Consider the following 17,416-nt stretch of genomic DNA (forward strand, 5'->3'; position numbering starts at 1 on the left):
CGAGCAGTGCTTCGGCTAACAATTTAGGAAACATAAGGAAAATCGATGACAAAGACTATTGAACCGCGCCTTGAGAATAAGGCGGCGGCGATGCCGGCTGGCGGGGATGTCAATGCGCTCTTTGCCGAATTCATGTCGGCGTTTGAGGAGTTCAAATCCACCAACGACCGGCGCCTCGGCGAACTGGAGAAACGTGGCAGCGCCGATACGCTGCTCGAGGGCAAGCTGGACCGGCTCAACGCCATTCTCGACGGGCACAAATCGGCGCTCGACCGTGTGGCGGTGGAGAAGGCACGGCCGGCGCTCGAGGGCGGGCGGCGCGTCGAGGGCGACGAGTATAAGGATGCGTTTTCTGCTTATGTGAAGCGCGGCGAGGAAAAGGCGCTGTCGGTGGGGTCCAATCCCGATGGCGGCTATCTGGTGCCGGCCGAGACCGAGACGGAAATCGCCAAGCTTTTGACGGCAGTTTCGCCAATGCGCGCGATTTGCGGCGTGCGGCAGGTGTCAAGTTCTGTCTACAAGAAGCCGATCACCGTGACCGGACCGCAGGTCGGCTGGGTGGGCGAGACGGCGGCTCGCAGCCAGACCAGTTCGCAGGTGATCGACGAGCTGACCTTCCCCACCACCGAACTCTACGCCATGCCGGCGGCGACGCAGGCGTTTCTGGACGATGCGGCGGTGGATGTGGGCCAGTGGATCGCCGAGGAGGTGAACGCAGCCTTCGCCGAGCAAGAGACGACGGCGTTCATCACCGGAGACGGGGTCAACAAGCCGTCGGGTTTCCTGAACGCCCAGGCGGTGGATGAAAGCGATTGGGCCTGGGAGAAGCTGGGCTATGTGGCGACGGGCACCGATGCCGGTTTCGATGTGGGCGACCCGTCCGACAGCCTGATCGACCTCGTTTATGCGCTCAAGGCGGGGTATCGCCAGAACGCGACCTGGCTGATGAACCGGCGCACGCAAGGGGCGGTGCGCAAGCTCAAGGATGCGGATGGGAACTATCTCTGGCAGCCGGCGGCTTCGCCCGAGGGGCGCGCGAGCCTGATGGGCTTCTCGCTGGTCGAGGCCGAGGACATGCCCGATATCGACACCGACAGCCTTTCGATCGCGTTCGGCGATTTTCGGCGCGGGTATCTGATCGTGGATCGACAGGGGGTCAACATCCTGCGCGATCCGTATTCGGCCAAGCCTTATGTGCTGTTCTATACCACCAAGCGCGTAGGCGGCGGGATTGCCGATTATGATGCGATCAAACTGCTGAAGTTCGGGGTGGCTTAGGCGGAACGCTGGCTTAGGCGCATTTTTCGAGCGCTGCGCCCCCCTCATCCGTCTCGCCCTTCGGGCGATCCACCTTCTCCCACCAGGGGAGAAGGGTGGCGCTGGGCAAGTGTTTCGGCAGAAGCACAGACGCTGCAAGGGAGAATCCTCTTCTCCCTGGTTGGAGAAGGGATGGGGATGAGGATGAGGGGGGTGAGCTTGCCGGGGAAGCGGCGATCCCTTTAGACCGGGGTGGCTTAGGCGCATTTTTCGAGCGCTGCGCCCCCCTCATCCGTCTCGCCCTTCGGGCGATCCACCTTCTCCCACCAGGGGAGAAGGGTAGCGCTGGGCAAGCGTTTCGGCAGAAGCATAGGCGCTGCAAGGAGAATCCTCTTCTCCCTGGTTGGAGAAGGGATGGGGATGAGGGGGCTGAGCTTGCCGGGGGAAGCGGCGATCCCTTTAGACCGGAGGGGCGTAGGCGGAACGCTGGCTTAGGCGGCGGCGCAACCTCAACGCACCCCTTATCCCGACCCACTATTTGGAGCAAGTGCCTGCCTTTTCCTTGGCTTGGCACTCGTTGCAAAGCTCGCCGCTCGAAGGCTTCGTATCGCGTTGATCGTAGTCCGTCGTCGGCCAGTTCGAGCAGTTCCGACACCAGTGCCAGGTGTCTTTTCCTCTGCGCCGTCTGTAGGGCATCTCCGCCTCCTTGATTGGGAGTGCCGAACCTAGCAAGCGCTTGGAAAACCGAAATTGGGATGAGCCACAACCGGGTTCGTCCTTAGAACCCAACAAAATCAAAGAGAACAACAATGACGTCATACCTTCTGGCGGGGCCCGCGCAGGAGCCGGTTTCGCTTGGGCAGATGAAGGCGCATCTGCGCGTCGAGGATGAGGCCGAGGACGGGCTGATCGAGGCGCTGATCGTGGCGGCGCGGGTGCATGTGGAGAGCATGACCAGCCGGGCGCTGCTGGAGCAGAGCTGGCGGGTGGTGCTCGACGACTGGCCGGAAAACCGGGCGATCCGGTTGCCGGTGTCGCCGATGATCTCGCTGACGGAAATTCGCGCATATGACGCCGAGGGCGGTGTGCATCAGATCGGGCGCGAGCAGTTCCTGCCCGACGGGCAGGCCGTCCCGGCGCGGATCATCTGTCCGGCGGCGATCGAGGGCGCGCCGGTGTTGCGGCGGCGCATGGGGATCGAGATCGATTACCTGGCCGGGTTCGGAACTCAGCCGCAGGATGTGCCGGCGGACCTGGTGCAGTCGATCCAGACGCTGGTGGCGTACTGGTACGAAAACCGGGATGCGGTGCTGGTTTCGGGCGCCGGGGCGGCGGTGCCCGCCGGGTTCGAGCGGCTGGTTTCCGCCTATCGCCGGGTGCGGCTGTGAGGGGCGAGATGCCGCCGGTCGGCACGCTTAGGGACCGGGTGCAACTCCAGCGCCGCGAAATGGCGCTGATGCCCGATGGCGGGCACGAGACGCTGTTTTTGCCGATCACATCGGTGTGGGCGCGGGTGCGGGCCCGCTCGGCGCGGATCATGCGCGAGGGCGACGGGCGCGCGGCGACATCGACCCATGCGGTGACGATGCGGTTTCGCAAGGATGTGAAGCCGGGCGACAGGATCGTCTATCGCGGGCGGGCGCTCGAAGTGGTCGAGGCCGAGGATATCAACGGACGGCGGGCCTATCTTTCGTGCCTGTGCGTCGAAACCGCGATGGTGGGTTAGATGGCGGCGCTTCAGGATATTCAGAACGCGTTGGTTTCGGCCTGGGCGGCGGATGGGCCGCTCAAGCTTTTGATCGGGGAGGGGGCGATCTTCGATGCGCCGCCGCGCGGGATGCAGCCGCCTTACGTGACCATCCTGCGGCACGATGCGGCACCGCGCGATGGGGATGATGCGCCGGGGATGGAGCATCGGCTGACGGTCCATTGCTGGAGCCCGCAGCCCTCGCGTTCGGCTGCGCTGCAGATTGCGCATCGGATCGAAACCGTGGCGGTGCGCGGGGTGCTGGAGGCGGGGGACCATGCGGTGACCCATCGCCGGCACGTGCGGACCGAAACCGCGATCGATTTCGCCACCGGCCGGGCGCGGGCGGCGGTGGAGCTGCGGTTTTATTCAGAGCCCGTGGGGTGAACTCCAGGCGCGGGCGCGTGAGGCAGGCTCAGCGCCCCCTCATCCCCTGCCATTCGAGCCCCCGCCTTCGCGAGGTGCAGGCTCCGCACTCATGGCCTTCTCACCGGGGGAGAAGGGGGCTTTTGGGGCGGGCGGCGGGGGTTTTCATGGCGTCAGCTTTCTGGAGCAGGGTCGGTTTCGGGGTTGGTGGTGAGGTTGTCAGCCTTGCGGCTGACGCATCGGCGTTGCCGATGCGCACCCCTCACCCCCGGCCCCTCTCCCTCAAGGGGAGAGGGGGGCTCGTTTTGCAAGCGTGTGCGGGTTTGCTCGCGCGCTGCTGGGGGCTGCCTTCTCCCCTTGAGGGATAGGGTGCCCGAAGGTGCGCGGAACCTCGGCGGGAACGGGGTGCGTTAGGCGGGCTCAGCGCCCTCCTCATCGGCCCTCCGGGGCCTGCCATTCGAGCCCCCACCTTCGCGAGGGGCAGGCTCCGCTCTCATGGCCTTCTCACCGGGGGAGAAGGGGGCTTTTGGGGGAGCGCTACGGCTGGGGCTCAGGCGCTCAGTGTACTGGATCCCGGCTCAAGGCCGGGATGACGGTTGGGGGTGGGGTGATGATGGGGATAAGCAGTTGGGATGCTGGAGACCTCGACGGTGGAGCGTGTTGAGGGCCGGAGGCCGGGCTGTGCCCTGCCCACCCCAACCGTGTCACCCCGGGCTTGACCCGGGGCAAGGTATGCGCGCCGTTCTCGGCTCTTGCGATGACGCAAGCTCAGCGCCCCCCTCATCCCCGGCCATTCGAGCGTAGCTCTCATGGCCTTCTCACCTCCAATCGTGCCACCGGCACGATTGGCCAAAGGACGGTTCGAAGTCTCCCACCAGGGGAGAAGGGGGTCTTGGGGAGCGTTGGGGATAACAAGCACGGTAGCGTTTGTCCCTCTTACCCTTCTCCCCTGGTGGGAGAAGGTGGCCGCGAAGCGGTCGGATGAGGGGGCTCGGCATATCAGCGGCCACAACGGTGATTGTTGAGGCTCAGCGCACCCCTCATCCGCCCCTGCGGGGCACCTTCTCCCCGGCGGGGAGAAGGGGGATTGGCGCGAGCGTTGGTGGAAGGAGCCTCCCTCTCCCCTTGAGGGGAGAAGGCCGAGGTGAGGGGTGCGCGGCGCTGGCCTCGAGCAAATGGCATTTCGATTTTCAACATAGGAACACACCAATGACGGCCCAGAGTGGCAAGGACATGCTTTTGAAGCTCGATCCGGAAGGGTCGGGGAGTTTTATGACGGTGGCGGGACTGCGGACAAAGCAGATCGCGTTCAATGCGGCGAGCGTCGATACGACCGATGCCGAGAGCGCCGGGCGGTGGCGGGAGTTGCTGGAAGGCGGGGGGATCAAGCGGGCGGCGATCTCGGGGTCGGGGATCTTCAAGGATCGGGCCTCGGACGCGCAGGTGCGGGCGCTGTTCTTTGCCGGGACGATCCGCGACTGGCAATTGATCCTGCCCGATTTCGGGACGGTGCAAGGGCCGTTCCAGATCGTGGCGCTGGAATTTGCCGGCGACCATGCGGGCGAGGTGACGTTCGAGCTGGCGCTGGAAAGCGCCGGCGAAATCACCTTCAGCGCGGTCTAGGAGGTGGGGATGGCCAATATGCAACGGGGCGAGATCGACGCGTTGATCGGCGGGGAGACGCGGACGCTGTGCCTGACGCTGGGCGCGCTGGCCGAGCTGGAGGCGCGGCTGCAGGCGGGGGACCTCAACGGGCTCGTCGAGCGGTTTGCGGCGGGTCGGGTTTCGGCGCGGGATCTGACGGCGATCCTTGGGGCCGGGCTGCGCGGGGCGGGCAATGCGGTGAGCGATGACGACCTGGCGCGGCTTTCGATCGAAGGTGGATTGAAGGGGGCGGCGGAGATCTGCGTGCGGCTTTTGAAGGCGACGTTCGGGGAGGCGGTGTGAGCGGGTTCCCGTGGGACGCGGCGATGGCGTTCGGGCTGGGGGTGCTGAAACTGTCGCCGCGCCAGTTCTGGGCGATGACGCCGCGCGAGCTTGCGGCGGCGCATGCGGGGGTGACCGGACGCGGGGCGGGAGCGCCGCTCGATCGCGGGGCGCTCGAAAGGCTGATGGCGTTGCATCCGGATGGAGAGTGAGATGGCTGAACTGTTTGGCGAGGCGTTCGAGGCGGAGCTGGCGGACGTTTCGGTGGAGCTCGAACGCATCCGCGATCTGGGGAGCGCGGTGGGATCGTCGCTGACCCGGTCGCTGCGCGGGGCGATCAGCGAGGGGCGGTCGCTGCGGACGCTTCTGGCCGATATCGGGCGGGCCTTCGCCGACGTGGCGCTCAAGGCGGCGCTGCGGCCGTTCGGGGATCTGGTGAGCGGGGGGATCGAGAGCCTGTTCGCCGGGATCAATCCGGCGCTGGCGCCGGTGAGGCCGTTTGCCAAGGGCGGGGTGCTTTCGGCGCCGACCTATTTTCCCATGGCAGGGCAATGGGGATTGGCCGGGGAGGCGGGGTCGGAAGCGATCTTGCCCCTGCGGCGCGGAGCCGATGGGCGGCTGGGCGTGGCGGCGGGCGGCGGACAGGCGGTGACGGTCAATTTCAACGTGACTGCGAGCGATGCGCGCAGCTTTGCGGCGGCGGAAGCGGAGGTGAGCGCGATGCTGCTGCGGGCCGTGCGGCGGGGGACGCGGGGGAGTTAGGTTTCCGGCGGTGGTGATCGCCGAGGCTCAGCGCCCCTCATCCGACCGCTTCGCGGCCACCTTCTCCCCAAAGGAGCGAAGGAAAGATTGGCGCGGGCGCTTGGGCCTGGTGGGAGAGGGGGCGCTGAGCTTCGGCGGGGAACAAGGGCTTGTGTGGAAACTCGGCGCCCCCCTCATCCGTCTCGGACCCAGCGGTCCGATCCACCTTCTCCCACCAGGGGAGAAGGGTAGCGCGTGGCAGCGGGATGGCAAGGGCCGCCGACGCTGCTTGGGAGCACCCTTTTGCGCGAGAATTCAAGAGGATTTTCAATGGCTTTTCATCAGGTGCGGTTTCCGCTCGATATTGCGCTGGGGGCGCAGGGTGGGCCGGAGCGGGCGACCGATATCGTGACGCTCGCCTCGGGGCGCGAGGAGCGCAATAGCCGGTGGGCGCATGCGCGGCGGCGGTACAATGCCGGTTACGGGATCAAATCGCGGGCAGATATGGCGGCGGTGCTCGAATTCTTCGAGGAGCGGCGGGGGCGGTTTCATTCGTTTCTGTGGCGGGACGCGCTGGATTGGCAGGCGGCCGATCAGGAGATCGGGATCGGGGATGGTGAGCGGAAAGCGTTCCAGCTCACAAAGCGCTATGGGGCGGAATTCGATCCGTATCTGCGGCCGATCACCAAGCCGGTGGCGGGGAGCGTGAGCGTTGCCGTCGATGGGGTTGCGGCGGCGTTCGCGGTGGATCTGCTGACCGGGGTGGTGACGCTGGAGGCGGCGCCGGCCAAGGGCGCGGTGGTGACGGCGGGGTTCGAATTCGACGTGCTGGTGCGGTTCGATACCGACCGGCTCGATATCGAATTGAGCGGGTTCGATGCGGCGGTCGCGCCTCATGTTCCGGTGATCGAGGTGATCGGGGAATGAGGCGGTTCGGGGAAGGATTTGCCGCACATATCGCGAGCGGGGCGACGACGCTGTGCTGGTGCTGGAAGATCGTAAGGGCGGATGGGGTGGTGCTGGGGTTCACCGACCATGACGTCGCGCTGGTGTTCGGGGGAACGGAATATCGGCCGGCGCATGGGCTCGATGGCGGGGAGACGGTGCAGCGGCTGGGGGCGCAGACCCAGACCTCCGAAGTGCTGGGCGTGCTGCATTCGGCGGCCATCTCCGAGGACGATATCGCGCTGGGCCGCTATGACGGGGCGCGGGTGGAGAGCTGGCGGGTCAATTGGCGGCAGGTGGACGAGCGGGCGCTGATCCGCACCGATACGATCGGTGAGATCACGCGCGAGGATGGGGTGTTTCGGGCCGAGCTGCGCTCCGGGCAGCATGCGTTGAATGTGCCCAGGGGGCGGCTTTACCAGCATGTGTGCGATGCGCGGCTGGGGGATGGGCGGTGCGGGGTGGATATCGAACAGGCGGAGTATCGGGCGCATGCGGTGGTGACGGGCAAGTCCGGCGCGGCGAGTGTGACGGTGAGCGGGCTCGACGGCTTTGCCCAAGGGTGGTTCGGCCAGGGGATCGCGCGGTGGACGTCCGGCAGGCGGGTTGGAGTTGAGGACGCGGTGGTGCGCCAGGACGGGGCGAGGTTGGGTTTCGACCATCCGGTGGAGGATTGGGTGGAGGTGGGCGACACGCTCACGGTTTACGCCGGGTGCGACAAGCAGTTTGCGACATGTGGGAAAAAGTTCGGCAATGCCGTCAATTTCCAGGGATTTCCGCACATTCCGGGCAATGATTTCGTGCTGCGCTATCCGGGGAGCGGGGATCGGCTCGATGGCGGCAGGATCGTGCCGTGACGCGGGGCGAGGCGATTGCCGAAGAAGCGCGGAGATGGATCGGGACGCCCTACCGGCACCAGGCGGCATTGCGGGGCGCGGGGGCCGATTGCCTGGGGCTGGTGCGAGGTGTGTGGCGGGCGCTTTACGGCGGCGAGCCGGGGGCGGTGCCGGCTTATGGCGCCGATTGGCGCGATCCGGCGATCGGTGATGCGCTGGAGGTCGGGGCGCGGCGGTATCTGATTGCGAAAGAGGGACCGGTGGAGGCCGGGGACGTGGTGCTGTTTCGGCTGATGCGGCACCTGCCGGCGCGCCATTGCGGGGTGATGGTGGGGCCGGAGCGGTTCGTGCATGCCCAGGAGCATCTGGGGGTGGTCGAGGTGGCGATGGGGGAAAGCTGGGCGCGGCGGGTAGCCGGGGTGTTTCGGTTTCCGTGAGGCGGTGGTGGCGGGCGGGACGCTGCTGGATTCCGGGAACAAGGCCCGGAATGGCAGGCTGAGGTGGTGGGCCGGGGCTACAACCACGGGTCATTCCGGGGGCAGCAAGCGGCAGCGGTGTGGTTCGTGCTTCACGCGCTGGAGTGTACTGGATCCCGGCTCAAGGCCGGGATGACGGCGGAGTGGGGCGCGGCGGCGAGCTTCAGCTAAACCGGTGGAGTTCTGCGTCCTCTCCCATTCGTCATTGTCGGGCTCGACCCGACAATCCGCAGCACTGCCGGTGGTGCAGGAGAGGTTTTGGAAAACACCTCTGCCGCACCGCTTGGCAGCCTTGCGGGTCTCCGGGTCAAGCCCGAAGACGACGAGGGGAGAGGTAGGGACGGAACGCGGAGCGGCGCATATCTGGCCCGGGACAAGCCCAGGTGACACGCTGAATGTTCGAGCGGCGATCGGGCGAATTCGATCAGAATAGAGAGGCATTTCATGGCGACACTTGCGCTTTCAGTGGCTGGGCAGGTCGTGGGCGGGGCGATCGGGGGGCCGGTTGGGGCGACGATCGGGCGGGCGCTCGGGGCGTTGGCCGGGGGTGCGGTCGACAATGCGCTCTTCGGGGAACGGCCGAGCCGGGCCCAGAGCGATGTACGGCTGACGGGATCGAGCGAAGGCGGGCCGATCCCGCGAATCTATGGCTGGAGTCGGGTGTCGGGGAATATCATCTGGGCGACCGAGCTCGAGCGGATCGCGGCGGAGAGTTCGGGGATCAAGGGGTTCGGGCGGGGTGCCGAAGAGGACACCATCGCCGCGAGCTTCGCGCTGGCGCTGTGCGAGGGCGAGGTGGCCCATCTCGGGCGCATCTGGGCGGACGGGAAGCTGCTGGAAACCGATGGGCTCGATATCCGGTTCTATCGCGGAACGAACGACCAGGAGCCGGACGGGTTCATCATGGCGCGGCAGGGGGCGGCGCCGGCTTATCGCGGTATCTGCTACCTGGTGGTCGAGCGGCTGGATTTGACCCCGTTCGGCAACCGCATTCCCAATATCTCGGTGGAGATCTGCCGGCCCGTGGGGGATTTGGAGCGCGATATCCGCGCGGTGTGCGTGATCCCCGGATCGACTGAATTCGGCTACGACCCGAGGCCACGGGTGCGGGTGCTGGGACCGGGGCGCAGCGAGGCGGAGAACTGCCATCTGAGTGGGGCGCGATCGGATTGGGACATCTCGATCGACGAACTGGTGGCGCTGTGCCCCAACCTCGAACATGTGGGGCTGGTGGTCTCCTGGTTCGGCACCGATCTGCGGTGCGGCGAGTGTTTGGTGGAACCTCGGGTCGAAGGCCGGGACAAGGAGGTCAAGGGCGCGAGCTGGTCGGTGGCCGGACGCTCGCGGGGTGCGGCCAATGTGGTGAGCAGCCATGAGGGCGGGCCGGCCTATGGGGGGACGCCGTCCGATACGGCGGTGAAGGCGGCGATTGCCGATTTGAGGGCGCGCGGTCTCAAGGTGACGCTCTATCCGTTCGTGATGATGGACATTCCTCACGCCAATGGGCTGGTGGATCCCTATACGCTTGGGGCCGGGCAGTCGGCCTATCCGTGGCGGGGACGGATCACCTGTCACCCGGCGCCCGGTGTTAAAGGATCGCCGGACGGCACGGGCGCGGCCGCCGGGCAGGTGGCGGCGTTCATGGGCAATGGGTATCGCGAGATGATCCTGCACTATGCGCGGCTGGGCCGAGATGCGGGCGGGATCGATGCGATGCTGATCGGGTCGGAAATGCGGGGGCTGACATGGGTGCGCTCGGGCGCTTCGAGCTTTCCATTCGTCGACGCGCTGCGCGGGTTGGCGGGAGAGGTGCGTGCCATCGTCGGCGCTGCGACCAAGATCACCTATGCGGCGGATTGGTCGGAATATTCCGGGCTGCAACCGGACGATGCGCCGGGGGACAAGATCTTTCATCTCGACCCGCTCTGGGCCGATAACAATATCGATGCCATCGGCATCGATAACTATATGCCGCTGGCCGACTGGCGGGACGGGGAGAGCCACGAGGATGCCGAGGTGGCGGGGTCGATCCACGATCTCGATTATCTCAAGGGCAATATCGCGGGCGGCGAGGGGTATGACTGGTTCTATGCGTCCCAGGCCGATCGGGAGGCGCAGGTGCGCTCGCCGATCAGCGACGGGGCGCATGGGGAAGATTGGATCTGGCGCTACAAGGACCTGGAAAATTTCTGGAGCCTGCCGCATCACGACCGGATCGGCGGCGTGCGCAGCGAGACGCCTACGGCGTGGGTGCCGTTTTCAAAGCCATACTGGCTGACCGAGCTCGGATGCGGGGCGGTGGACAAGGGGCCAAACGCGCCCAATGCATTTGGTGACCCCAAGAGCGCGGAGGATGCGCGTCCGCCCTTTTCGAGCGGGACGCCCGATCCGCTGGTCCAGCGGCAGGCGCTCAGGGCGTGTCATCACTATTGGCGTGAGGCGGCGCACAATCCGACCTCGCCGGTTTATGGCGGGCCCATGCTCGACACCGGCAGGATTTATCTCTGGTGCTGGGACGCCCGGCCTTATCCGGCGTTTCCGGGGATGGCCGAGGTGTGGTCGGACGCGGCCAATTACGAGACGGGGCACTGGCTCAATGGCCGCTTGGGATCGGCAGGAGCCGATGAACTGCTCGCCGCCATGGCAAAGGATTTCGGCGTGACGGTGAGCCGGATCGACGCAAAGCCGCCGCTGGTTCGGGGGCTGGGCGTGGAGGCCGTCGCCAGCTTGCGCGATGCGTCGGCAAGCCTGGTCGAGGCTCTGGGGCTGGCGGTGCTCGATACGGACCAGGGCATCGCGTGGCGGCGCGGGGATGCGCGGGAGGTTGCAACGCTTGCGCGTGAGGATCTGGCGGCGGCCGATGGGGCGCTGCTCTCGCGCAAGCGGAGCGATCCGGCGGAAATGGCCGGGCGGTTGACGCTCAATTACTTCGATAGGGACCGAGACTATCAGACCGCTTCGGTGCTGGCGGTTTCGCCCAAAGGCGAGCGCAATGCGGGCGCGGAGACCGGGCTGGTGCTCGATCCCGCCGATGCGCGGGCGGTGGCCGAGGGAATGCTGGGCGCGATGCGCAGGGCCGGAGACACGTTGGAATTGGCGCTGCCGCCATCGCTGATGGCGCTCGAAGCGGGGGATTTGATCGGCGTCGATGGCGTGGCGGATGGGCCGTTCGTCGTCGATGCCGTGCGCGATGGGGCGATGCGTAGCGTATCGGCCTCGGCGCGTGGGGAAACCGTCGTGGGAACGATTGCCGCTCCGCCACGGCGGGTGCCGCAGATGCGGCCGCCGATTGCGGTGACGCCAGTGATCGCGGTGGCGCACCTGCCGGCGGCCGATGGCGGCACCGAACTGGTGGCGGCAGCATTTGCCGAGCCGTGGCCGGGAAGCGTCAGCCTGCGCGATGCCGGGACGGGCAGCGAGCTCGGAGTGCTCACCGCGCCGGGTACGCTGGGCGAACTGACGCTGGAATTGGGGGAAGGGCCGCGCGGCGTTTGGGATCGGGCCGGGGAACTGGAGGTGAGGCTCTATGGCGGGCATCTGGCATCGGCGGAGCCGCAGACCGTGCTGGCTTCGGCGAACCGGCTGGCGGTTTTGACCGATGCGGGGCACTGGGAGGTCGTCGGGTTCGAGCGTGCGGAGCTTGTCGGGCCTGCGATCTATCGGCTGACGGGACTGCTTCGCGGGCTGGATACGACGCGATCCGGGGTGGCTGGGATTGGCAACCGCGTGATGGTGCTCGATCGGCACTGCCTGCGGGTGGCAACCCCGCACGGCGCTTTGGGCGATCGGCGGGCGTTTCGGGCCTATGCAGGGTCGCGGGATGCCGAAGGGGTGGAGCTTGCCGTGGATGTGGATTTCGGTGCGGCGCTTCCGCTGGCGCCGGCCCACCTTGCCGCCAGACGCGATGTGGCGAGCGGAGATGTGAGGCTGAGCTGGGTCCGGCGCAGCCGGATCGATGGCAACGCTTGGACCTTTGCAGACGTGCCGCTCGATTTTTCGCCCGAGCGGTATCGGGTTTCGATCCTCGATGGGGGTGCACAGGTGCGGGCGATGACGGTGGGCGGGGCTGAATTGATTTATTCGGCCGTCGAGCAGATCGCGGATTTCGGGAGTTTGCCGGCGACGTTCGGGTTCGCCGTCGAGCAGATCAGTCCGGTGCTGGGGCCGGGCCATAGGGCACGGGGAGTGTTTTCATGAGTGAAACCGAGCGGCTTGGATTGCCGCTGATTGCGTCCGAACAGGCGCAAAAGCACATCACGCACAATGAGGCGGTGTTGTTGCTCGACGCGCTGGTGCAATTGCGGCTCGACGGCCTTGCGCAAACCGTGCCGCCGGAGGAGCCGGCGGAGGCGGCCTACGCCATCGGGGCTAGCGCGACGGGTGCCTGGCAGGGGCGGGACGGGGAGATCGCCACCTGGACCGACGGCGGATGGCGGTTCGCAACGCCCGCCGAAGGATGGCTGGCCTGGGACAAGGGCATGGGGCGGCCGGTGGTGTTCCGCTGGGGCGGCTGGCGGCCGCTGCTGCACAGTGTCGACGGCCTCGGAGTCGGAACCGACCCGGACGGGACCAACCGGCTGGCGGTGCGCTCCGAGGCGGCGCTGTTTACCGCCGTCGCCGCGGGTGAGGGCGGCAATGGCGATGTGCGGCTGACGCTCAACAAGGAGGCGGAGGCTGACAGCGCGACGGTCATTTTCCAATCCGGCTGGTCGGGACGGGCCGAGATCGGGCTTTCCGGCAATGACGACTTTGCGTTCAAGGTCAGTGGCGATGGGGCGGCGTTCGCGACGGCGATGACGCTGTCGGCGGGCTCGGGCTTTGCGACGTTCGGCAGCTTTGCCGGTTGCACGGTGAGTTTCCCGACCGTCGCCGGCGGCGTCCTGGCGGCGCCGACCGGGTATGTGGTGCCGGCGCCCGAGAGCGGGGCTTCGGGCGAGGTTCAGACGGTCTCGGGGGGATTTGACGGGGCGGTGCTGATCGTCACCGGCTCGGCGGGGCGAACGCTGACGTTTCGCGACGGGGCGGGAAATTTGAAGCTCGGGGGCGACCGTGTGCTCGACAATTTCGAGGACAGCCTGATGCTTGTCAGGCGCGGGGCCGACTGGATCGAATTGTCCTTTTCGGACAATGGCTAACGGCGTTCGGCGCACGGCCCCGGCGCTGCCGGTTACTGGATCCCGGCTCGAGGCCGGGATGACGGTGTGGGGGTGAAGCGCCGGCCCTATCCAAACACAATCACGAGGAGAAAATGCCTATGCCGGCTTCGCGCTGGACCCGTTGCCTTGCGCAGATTTTGAAACATGAAGGTGGGTTCGTCGACCATCCCTCCGACCCCGGCGGCGCCACCAATATGGGGATCACCCACAAGACGCTGGCCCGCTGGCGGGGAATCGAACCCTGGTGGGATTTGCCCAGGAGCGAGGTCGAGGCACTGACGCGGAACGAGGCGTCGGCGATCTACAAGGCGCTCTATTGGGAGCGCTGCAAGGCGGGATCGTTGCCGGCGGGGGTGGACCTGGCCGTGTTCGATTACGCGGTCAATTCCGGACCCGACCGCGCGGTGAAGACGCTGCAGGCGCTGGTGGGCGTGGTGCAGGACGGGTTCGTCGGACCGATAACCCTCGCCGCCGTGCAAAAGCGCGACCCGCGCGCGCTGGTCGAGGCGCTTTGCGACCAGCGGATGGGCTTCCTGCAGCGGCTGGCGCACTGGGCGGCCTTCGGGCGCGGCTGGACGAACCGGGTCGCCGATGTGCGCGCGGCGGCGCTCGCCGATATCGCGCTTCTTGTTCCTTCTCAACCAACCGATGGAGTTTACGACATGGCCTTTCTCGATGGCTACAAGACCTACATTGTCGGCGCGCTGATGCTGGCGGCCGGCATCGCGCAGGCGCTGGGGATCGAGGTTCCCGCTTTCGGCGAGTATTCGGGCGCGCAACTGATCATGGAAGCGTTCGCGGTGATCTTTTTGCGGCGGGGGCTCAAGAGCGAACTGGGGAAGGTGTGAGTTGTCTTTCCGAGATATCCAACGTATATACAGTGGATATCGAACTTGGAGACGAACATGGACAGCCAGGTCGCCAAATGGGGAAACAGCTACGCGCTGCGAATTCCCGCCGCCATGGCGAAAACGCTCAACGTGACCGAGGGGTCGAAGGTCGATCTCTCGGTGGAAGACGGTGCGCTTGTCGTGCGGCCAGCTCGCGGGCGCATCAAGCTGGCGGATCTGCTGGCCGAGGTCAGCCAAGACAATCTGCACAGCGAAACGCCCACCGGTAAAGCGGTCGGCAATGAAATCTAGCCGTCCCTACGTACCTGACCGGTACGATGTCGTCTGGCTCGATTTCGATCCACAGGCGGGGCGGGAGCAGGCTGGCAGGCGGCCTGCTTTCGTGCTTTCGCCAGCGAACTACAACCGGTTGACCGGGTTGTTCGTGGTTTGCCCGATGACCAACCAGGTCAAGGGCTATCCTTTCGAGGTGCTGATGCCGGAAGGGTACAAGGTGGGCGGGGCCATTCTCTCCGATCACTTGAAGTCGCTCTCCTGGCAGGCGCGAAACGCAGAGTATATCTGCGCCTGCCCTGAGGTTGGCGATGCAGTTCTTGCGCGTGTCAACGCCCTGCTCGAGGGAGAGTGACCAACGTTCATTTGCAGTTCAGCAATCGATCGCTAAAACTGGGCGTATGAAAAGCACCCTCCTGATCCGACTCACATCGCTGGTCCTGGCCTTGAGCCTCCTGTCTCCGCTGGCAGCGATGCCTGTTGCGGCGCAGGGGGCGTGCTGGGACAATTCCGCCATTCAAGCGGCGCTGGCCGAGGGGCGTATTCAGCCGGTGGCGGCGGTGCTTTCGCGCGAGGGGATCGATCCTTCAACCGAGGTGCTGAGCGTCAAGGTGTGCGAGCAGGGCGGCGGCCCGGTTTATGTGCTTGCGGTGCTCGAAGCCGATGGGCAGGCGCGCAATCTGACACTGAGCGCGCAATAGATAAAAGAGCGGGCGGGCAAAATATGCGTATCCTTGTTGTCGAGGACGACGAAAATCTCAACAGGCAGCTTTGCCAGGCGCTGACAGATGCCGGCTATGTCGTCGATACGGCGACCGATGGCGAGGAAGGCCATTTCCTGGGCGATACCGAGCCTTATGACGCGGTGGTGCTCGATATCGGGCTGCCGCGCATGGATGGGATTTCCGTGCTCGAAGCCTGGCGGCGCGAGAACCGGATGATGCCGGTGCTGCTGCTGACCGCGCGCGATCGCTGGAGCGACAAGGTTCAGGGCATCGATGCTGGCGCCGACGACTACGTGGCCAAGCCCTTCCATATGGAAGAAGTGCTGGCGCGGCTGCGGGCGCTGGTGCGGCGGGCGGCAGGGCACGCCTCGAACGAAATCACCGCCGGATCGGTGCGGCTCGACACCAAGGCGGGCCGGGTCACCGTGGACGGGCAGGCGATCAAGCTGACCAGCCACGAATTCCGCCTGCTCGCCTACCTCATGATGCACCGGGGCAAGGTGATTTCGCGCACCGAATTGACCGAGCATCTTTACGATCAGGATTTCGACCGCGATTCCAACACCATCGAAGTGTTCGTTGGACGTTTGCGCAAGAAGCTGCCCGAGGACCTCATCCAGACCATCCGGGGTCTCGGCTATCAGATTCTCGCGGATTGATGAAGAAGGGCTCCATCGCCTTCAGGCTGTTCTGGCTGTCGGCCGGGTGGCTGGTCGTCGCGCTGGTCGCGACCGCCTTTCTTTTGACCGAGCTCTATTCCCAGGCACTCGACCGCGACCTCAACGAAAGCCTCGATTTCCAGATTTCATCGCTGGTGGGGCAGACTCTGGAAGAGGACTCGCCGGCTTCAAGCGAGATCGGGCTTTCCGATACGCGCTTTTCGCGCCCGACCTCCGGCTGGTACTGGCAAGTGCGCGATGAAGCCGGAGCGCTGGTCAATTTTTCTCCCTCCATGGTCGGAACGGTGCTGCCTGAACTGGCCGGCGCTTTCAACGCGCAAGGCACGCGGTCGGGCCTTATTGCCGACGATTACGGCCAGACGCTTAGGGCGGTGGAGCGCTGGATCACGCTCGATGAAATCGGGCGGTTCGTGATCACCGTCACGGGAAATTATTCCGACGTGGAAGGTCGCGTGGATGCCTTCCGGGGGCAGGCGATCATCGTTCTGGCCGTTGTCGGTATCATTCTTGCCGCCATGAGCGGCATGATCGCCCGCTTTGCCCTGCGGCCCATCGAGCGGCTGCGCGAGGCGATCGAGGCGGTGCGCGAGGGCGACAGACCCACCGTGGAGGGCGCATACCCCCAGGAGATCGCGCCGCTCGCCGAAGAACTCAACGAATTACTGCGCTCCAACACCCAGATCATCGCGCGGGCGCAGGCCCAGGTGGGCAATCTCGCCCATGGACTCAAGACACCCCTTGCCGTGCTGCGCAACGAGGCCGATGGCGGCAAGTCCACGCTGGCAAAATCGGTACTGCACGAAACCGACAATATGAGCCGGATCGTTGCCACCTATCTCGACAAGGCGCGGCTCGCCGCGCGCTCGAGCGTGGTCGGCAAGCGCGCCGACACGCGGGCGGTGCTCGAAAGGCTGGGGCGGGTAATGGCCAAGCTCAACAAGCAATGCGATCTTGCCGTGGATCTGCCCAAATCTGTGCCCTGGTTCCGGGGCGACGAAAGCGATCTCGAGGAGATGGCGGGCAATCTCCTCGACAACGCCTGCAAATGGGCGCGTTCGGAAGTGCGGCTTTCGGCGCGGGAGAGCGGGGATTCCGGGAACCGGAGCGTCACGATTGTCGTTGAAGACAATGGACCGGGTCTGACGGACGCAGAAGCGGAGCAAGTGTTGCGCCGCGGTGTCAGACTGGATGAAAAAACGCCCGGGAGCGGGCTGGGGCTCGATATCGTCAAGGAACTGGTAGACATCTACGGCGGAGATTTGACGCTAAGCCGATCGGCCCTTGGTGGTCTTAATGCTACCCTGCGGCTGCCGGCTGCGCGAACGGCGGCCCGGACACAGGGCTGAGAGGTGCCCGTGCCGAACGCAATTTGGCCTTAATGGCCGACAAGAGAAACGACGAGGACCGGAATACGTCCGTTATTGAAAGGTATTGCGA

At 65.8% G+C, this 17,416-nt stretch carries 19 protein-coding genes; all 19 read left to right on the forward strand.

Translation table 11 applies throughout. The features are described from left to right. Window positions 1-45: 45 nt before the first annotated feature. Window positions 46-1,278, forward strand: coding sequence for a phage major capsid protein (locus NO932_RS05485; protein ID WP_309210088.1), 1,233 nt, complete (start codon window positions 46-48; stop codon window positions 1,276-1,278). Window positions 1,279-2,066: 788 nt separating this feature from the next. Then, window positions 2,067-2,645, forward strand: coding sequence for a phage head-tail connector protein (locus tag NO932_RS05490; protein ID WP_309210089.1), 579 nt, complete (start codon window positions 2,067-2,069; stop codon window positions 2,643-2,645). Window positions 2,646-2,653: 8 nt separating this feature from the next. After that, the gene (locus tag NO932_RS05495) at window positions 2,654-2,983 is read left to right on the forward strand and encodes a phage head closure protein (RefSeq protein WP_309162087.1); all 330 of its coding nucleotides are present in this window, start codon (window positions 2,654-2,656) and stop codon (window positions 2,981-2,983) included. Further along, on the forward strand, window positions 2,984-3,391 hold the full coding sequence (locus NO932_RS05500; protein ID WP_309210090.1) for a DUF3168 domain-containing protein: 408 nt from the start codon (window positions 2,984-2,986) through the stop codon (window positions 3,389-3,391). Window positions 3,392-4,579: 1,188 nt separating this feature from the next. After that, window positions 4,580-4,993: a phage major tail protein, TP901-1 family gene (locus tag NO932_RS05505; RefSeq protein ID WP_309210091.1), complete on the forward strand. Its 414-nt coding sequence runs from the start codon at window positions 4,580-4,582 to the stop codon at window positions 4,991-4,993. A 9-nt stretch (window positions 4,994-5,002) separates the two neighbouring features. After that, on the forward strand, window positions 5,003-5,317 hold the full coding sequence (locus NO932_RS05510; RefSeq protein WP_309210092.1) for a gene transfer agent family protein: 315 nt from the start codon (window positions 5,003-5,005) through the stop codon (window positions 5,315-5,317). After that, window positions 5,314-5,508 carry a rcc01693 family protein gene (locus NO932_RS05515; RefSeq protein WP_309210093.1) on the forward strand — a complete coding sequence of 65 codons (195 nt, stop codon included), beginning with the start codon at window positions 5,314-5,316 and terminating at the stop codon, window positions 5,506-5,508. The genes NO932_RS05510 and NO932_RS05515 overlap by 4 nt, the downstream gene beginning before the upstream one ends. 1 nt (window position 5,509) lies before the next feature. Continuing rightward, window positions 5,510-6,058, forward strand: a complete 549-nt coding sequence (locus NO932_RS05520; protein WP_309210094.1) for a phage tail tape measure protein — start codon at window positions 5,510-5,512, stop codon at window positions 6,056-6,058. A 309-nt stretch (window positions 6,059-6,367) separates the two neighbouring features. Beyond that, window positions 6,368-6,964, forward strand: a complete 597-nt coding sequence (locus tag NO932_RS05525) for a DUF2460 domain-containing protein (RefSeq protein WP_309210096.1) — start codon at window positions 6,368-6,370, stop codon at window positions 6,962-6,964. Next, window positions 6,961-7,839: a DUF2163 domain-containing protein gene (locus tag NO932_RS05530; protein WP_309210098.1), complete on the forward strand. Its 879-nt coding sequence runs from the start codon at window positions 6,961-6,963 to the stop codon at window positions 7,837-7,839. The genes NO932_RS05525 and NO932_RS05530 overlap by 4 nt, the downstream gene beginning before the upstream one ends. After that, on the forward strand, window positions 7,836-8,255 hold the full coding sequence (locus tag NO932_RS05535; RefSeq protein ID WP_309210101.1) for an NlpC/P60 family protein: 420 nt from the start codon (window positions 7,836-7,838) through the stop codon (window positions 8,253-8,255). The genes NO932_RS05530 and NO932_RS05535 overlap by 4 nt, the downstream gene beginning before the upstream one ends. A gap of 483 nt (window positions 8,256-8,738) precedes the next feature. Beyond that, complete coding sequence (locus NO932_RS05540; protein ID WP_309210102.1) at window positions 8,739-12,491, forward strand: glycoside hydrolase/phage tail family protein; 3,753 nt, start codon at window positions 8,739-8,741, stop codon at window positions 12,489-12,491. Then, the gene (locus NO932_RS05545; RefSeq protein WP_309210103.1) at window positions 12,488-13,429 is read left to right on the forward strand and encodes a DUF2793 domain-containing protein; all 942 of its coding nucleotides are present in this window, start codon (window positions 12,488-12,490) and stop codon (window positions 13,427-13,429) included. The genes NO932_RS05540 and NO932_RS05545 overlap by 4 nt, the downstream gene beginning before the upstream one ends. 113 nt (window positions 13,430-13,542) lie before the next feature. Beyond that, the gene (locus NO932_RS05550; RefSeq protein ID WP_309210104.1) at window positions 13,543-14,298 is read left to right on the forward strand and encodes a glycosyl hydrolase 108 family protein; all 756 of its coding nucleotides are present in this window, start codon (window positions 13,543-13,545) and stop codon (window positions 14,296-14,298) included. 57 nt (window positions 14,299-14,355) lie between these two features. Further along, a complete protein-coding gene (locus NO932_RS05555; RefSeq protein WP_309210105.1) occupies window positions 14,356-14,592 on the forward strand; it encodes an AbrB/MazE/SpoVT family DNA-binding domain-containing protein in 237 nt (78 codons plus the stop codon). Further along, entirely contained in the window at window positions 14,582-14,929 is a 348-nt protein-coding gene (locus tag NO932_RS05560; RefSeq protein WP_309210106.1) for a type II toxin-antitoxin system PemK/MazF family toxin, read from the forward strand. Before NO932_RS05555 ends, NO932_RS05560 begins: the two co-directional genes overlap by 11 nt. A gap of 46 nt (window positions 14,930-14,975) precedes the next feature. Continuing rightward, a complete protein-coding gene (locus NO932_RS05565) occupies window positions 14,976-15,275 on the forward strand; it encodes a hypothetical protein (protein WP_309210107.1) in 300 nt (99 codons plus the stop codon). Window positions 15,276-15,298: 23 nt separating this feature from the next. After that, complete coding sequence (locus tag NO932_RS05570; RefSeq protein WP_309210108.1) at window positions 15,299-15,958, forward strand: response regulator transcription factor; 660 nt, start codon at window positions 15,299-15,301, stop codon at window positions 15,956-15,958. Further along, a complete protein-coding gene (locus NO932_RS05575) occupies window positions 15,958-17,325 on the forward strand; it encodes a HAMP domain-containing sensor histidine kinase (protein WP_309210109.1) in 1,368 nt (455 codons plus the stop codon). The genes NO932_RS05570 and NO932_RS05575 overlap by 1 nt, the downstream gene beginning before the upstream one ends. Window positions 17,326-17,416: the final 91 nt, after the last annotated feature.

It is taken from the genome of Pelagibacterium sp. 26DY04, assembly GCF_031202305.1.
Lineage (GTDB): Bacteria > Pseudomonadota > Alphaproteobacteria > Rhizobiales > Devosiaceae > Pelagibacterium.

Bases quoted from the DNA above. Each gene is read 5' to 3' on its own strand.
- NO932_RS05485 (WP_309210088.1), top strand. From the start codon at position 46: ATGACAAAGACTATTGAACCGCGCCTTGAGAATAAGGCGGCGGCGATG.
- NO932_RS05500 (WP_309210090.1), top strand. From the start codon at position 2,984: ATGGCGGCGCTTCAGGATATTCAGAACGCGTTGGTTTCGGCCTGGGCG.
- NO932_RS05555 (WP_309210105.1), top strand. From the start codon at position 14,356: ATGGACAGCCAGGTCGCCAAATGGGGAAACAGCTACGCGCTGCGAATT.
- NO932_RS05540 (WP_309210102.1), top strand. From the start codon at position 8,739: ATGGCGACACTTGCGCTTTCAGTGGCTGGGCAGGTCGTGGGCGGGGCG.
- NO932_RS05495 (WP_309162087.1), top strand. From the start codon at position 2,654: ATGCCGCCGGTCGGCACGCTTAGGGACCGGGTGCAACTCCAGCGCCGC.
- NO932_RS05530 (WP_309210098.1), top strand. From the start codon at position 6,961: ATGAGGCGGTTCGGGGAAGGATTTGCCGCACATATCGCGAGCGGGGCG.
- NO932_RS05505 (WP_309210091.1), top strand. From the start codon at position 4,580: ATGACGGCCCAGAGTGGCAAGGACATGCTTTTGAAGCTCGATCCGGAA.
- NO932_RS05490 (WP_309210089.1), top strand. From the start codon at position 2,067: ATGACGTCATACCTTCTGGCGGGGCCCGCGCAGGAGCCGGTTTCGCTT.
- NO932_RS05545 (WP_309210103.1), top strand. From the start codon at position 12,488: ATGAGTGAAACCGAGCGGCTTGGATTGCCGCTGATTGCGTCCGAACAG.
- NO932_RS05570 (WP_309210108.1), top strand. From the start codon at position 15,299: ATGCGTATCCTTGTTGTCGAGGACGACGAAAATCTCAACAGGCAGCTT.
- NO932_RS05560 (WP_309210106.1), top strand. From the start codon at position 14,582: ATGAAATCTAGCCGTCCCTACGTACCTGACCGGTACGATGTCGTCTGG.
- NO932_RS05510 (WP_309210092.1), top strand. From the start codon at position 5,003: ATGGCCAATATGCAACGGGGCGAGATCGACGCGTTGATCGGCGGGGAG.
- NO932_RS05565 (WP_309210107.1), top strand. From the start codon at position 14,976: ATGAAAAGCACCCTCCTGATCCGACTCACATCGCTGGTCCTGGCCTTG.
- NO932_RS05550 (WP_309210104.1), top strand. From the start codon at position 13,543: ATGCCTATGCCGGCTTCGCGCTGGACCCGTTGCCTTGCGCAGATTTTG.
- NO932_RS05520 (WP_309210094.1), top strand. From the start codon at position 5,510: ATGGCTGAACTGTTTGGCGAGGCGTTCGAGGCGGAGCTGGCGGACGTT.
- NO932_RS05525 (WP_309210096.1), top strand. From the start codon at position 6,368: ATGGCTTTTCATCAGGTGCGGTTTCCGCTCGATATTGCGCTGGGGGCG.
- NO932_RS05575 (WP_309210109.1), top strand. From the start codon at position 15,958: ATGAAGAAGGGCTCCATCGCCTTCAGGCTGTTCTGGCTGTCGGCCGGG.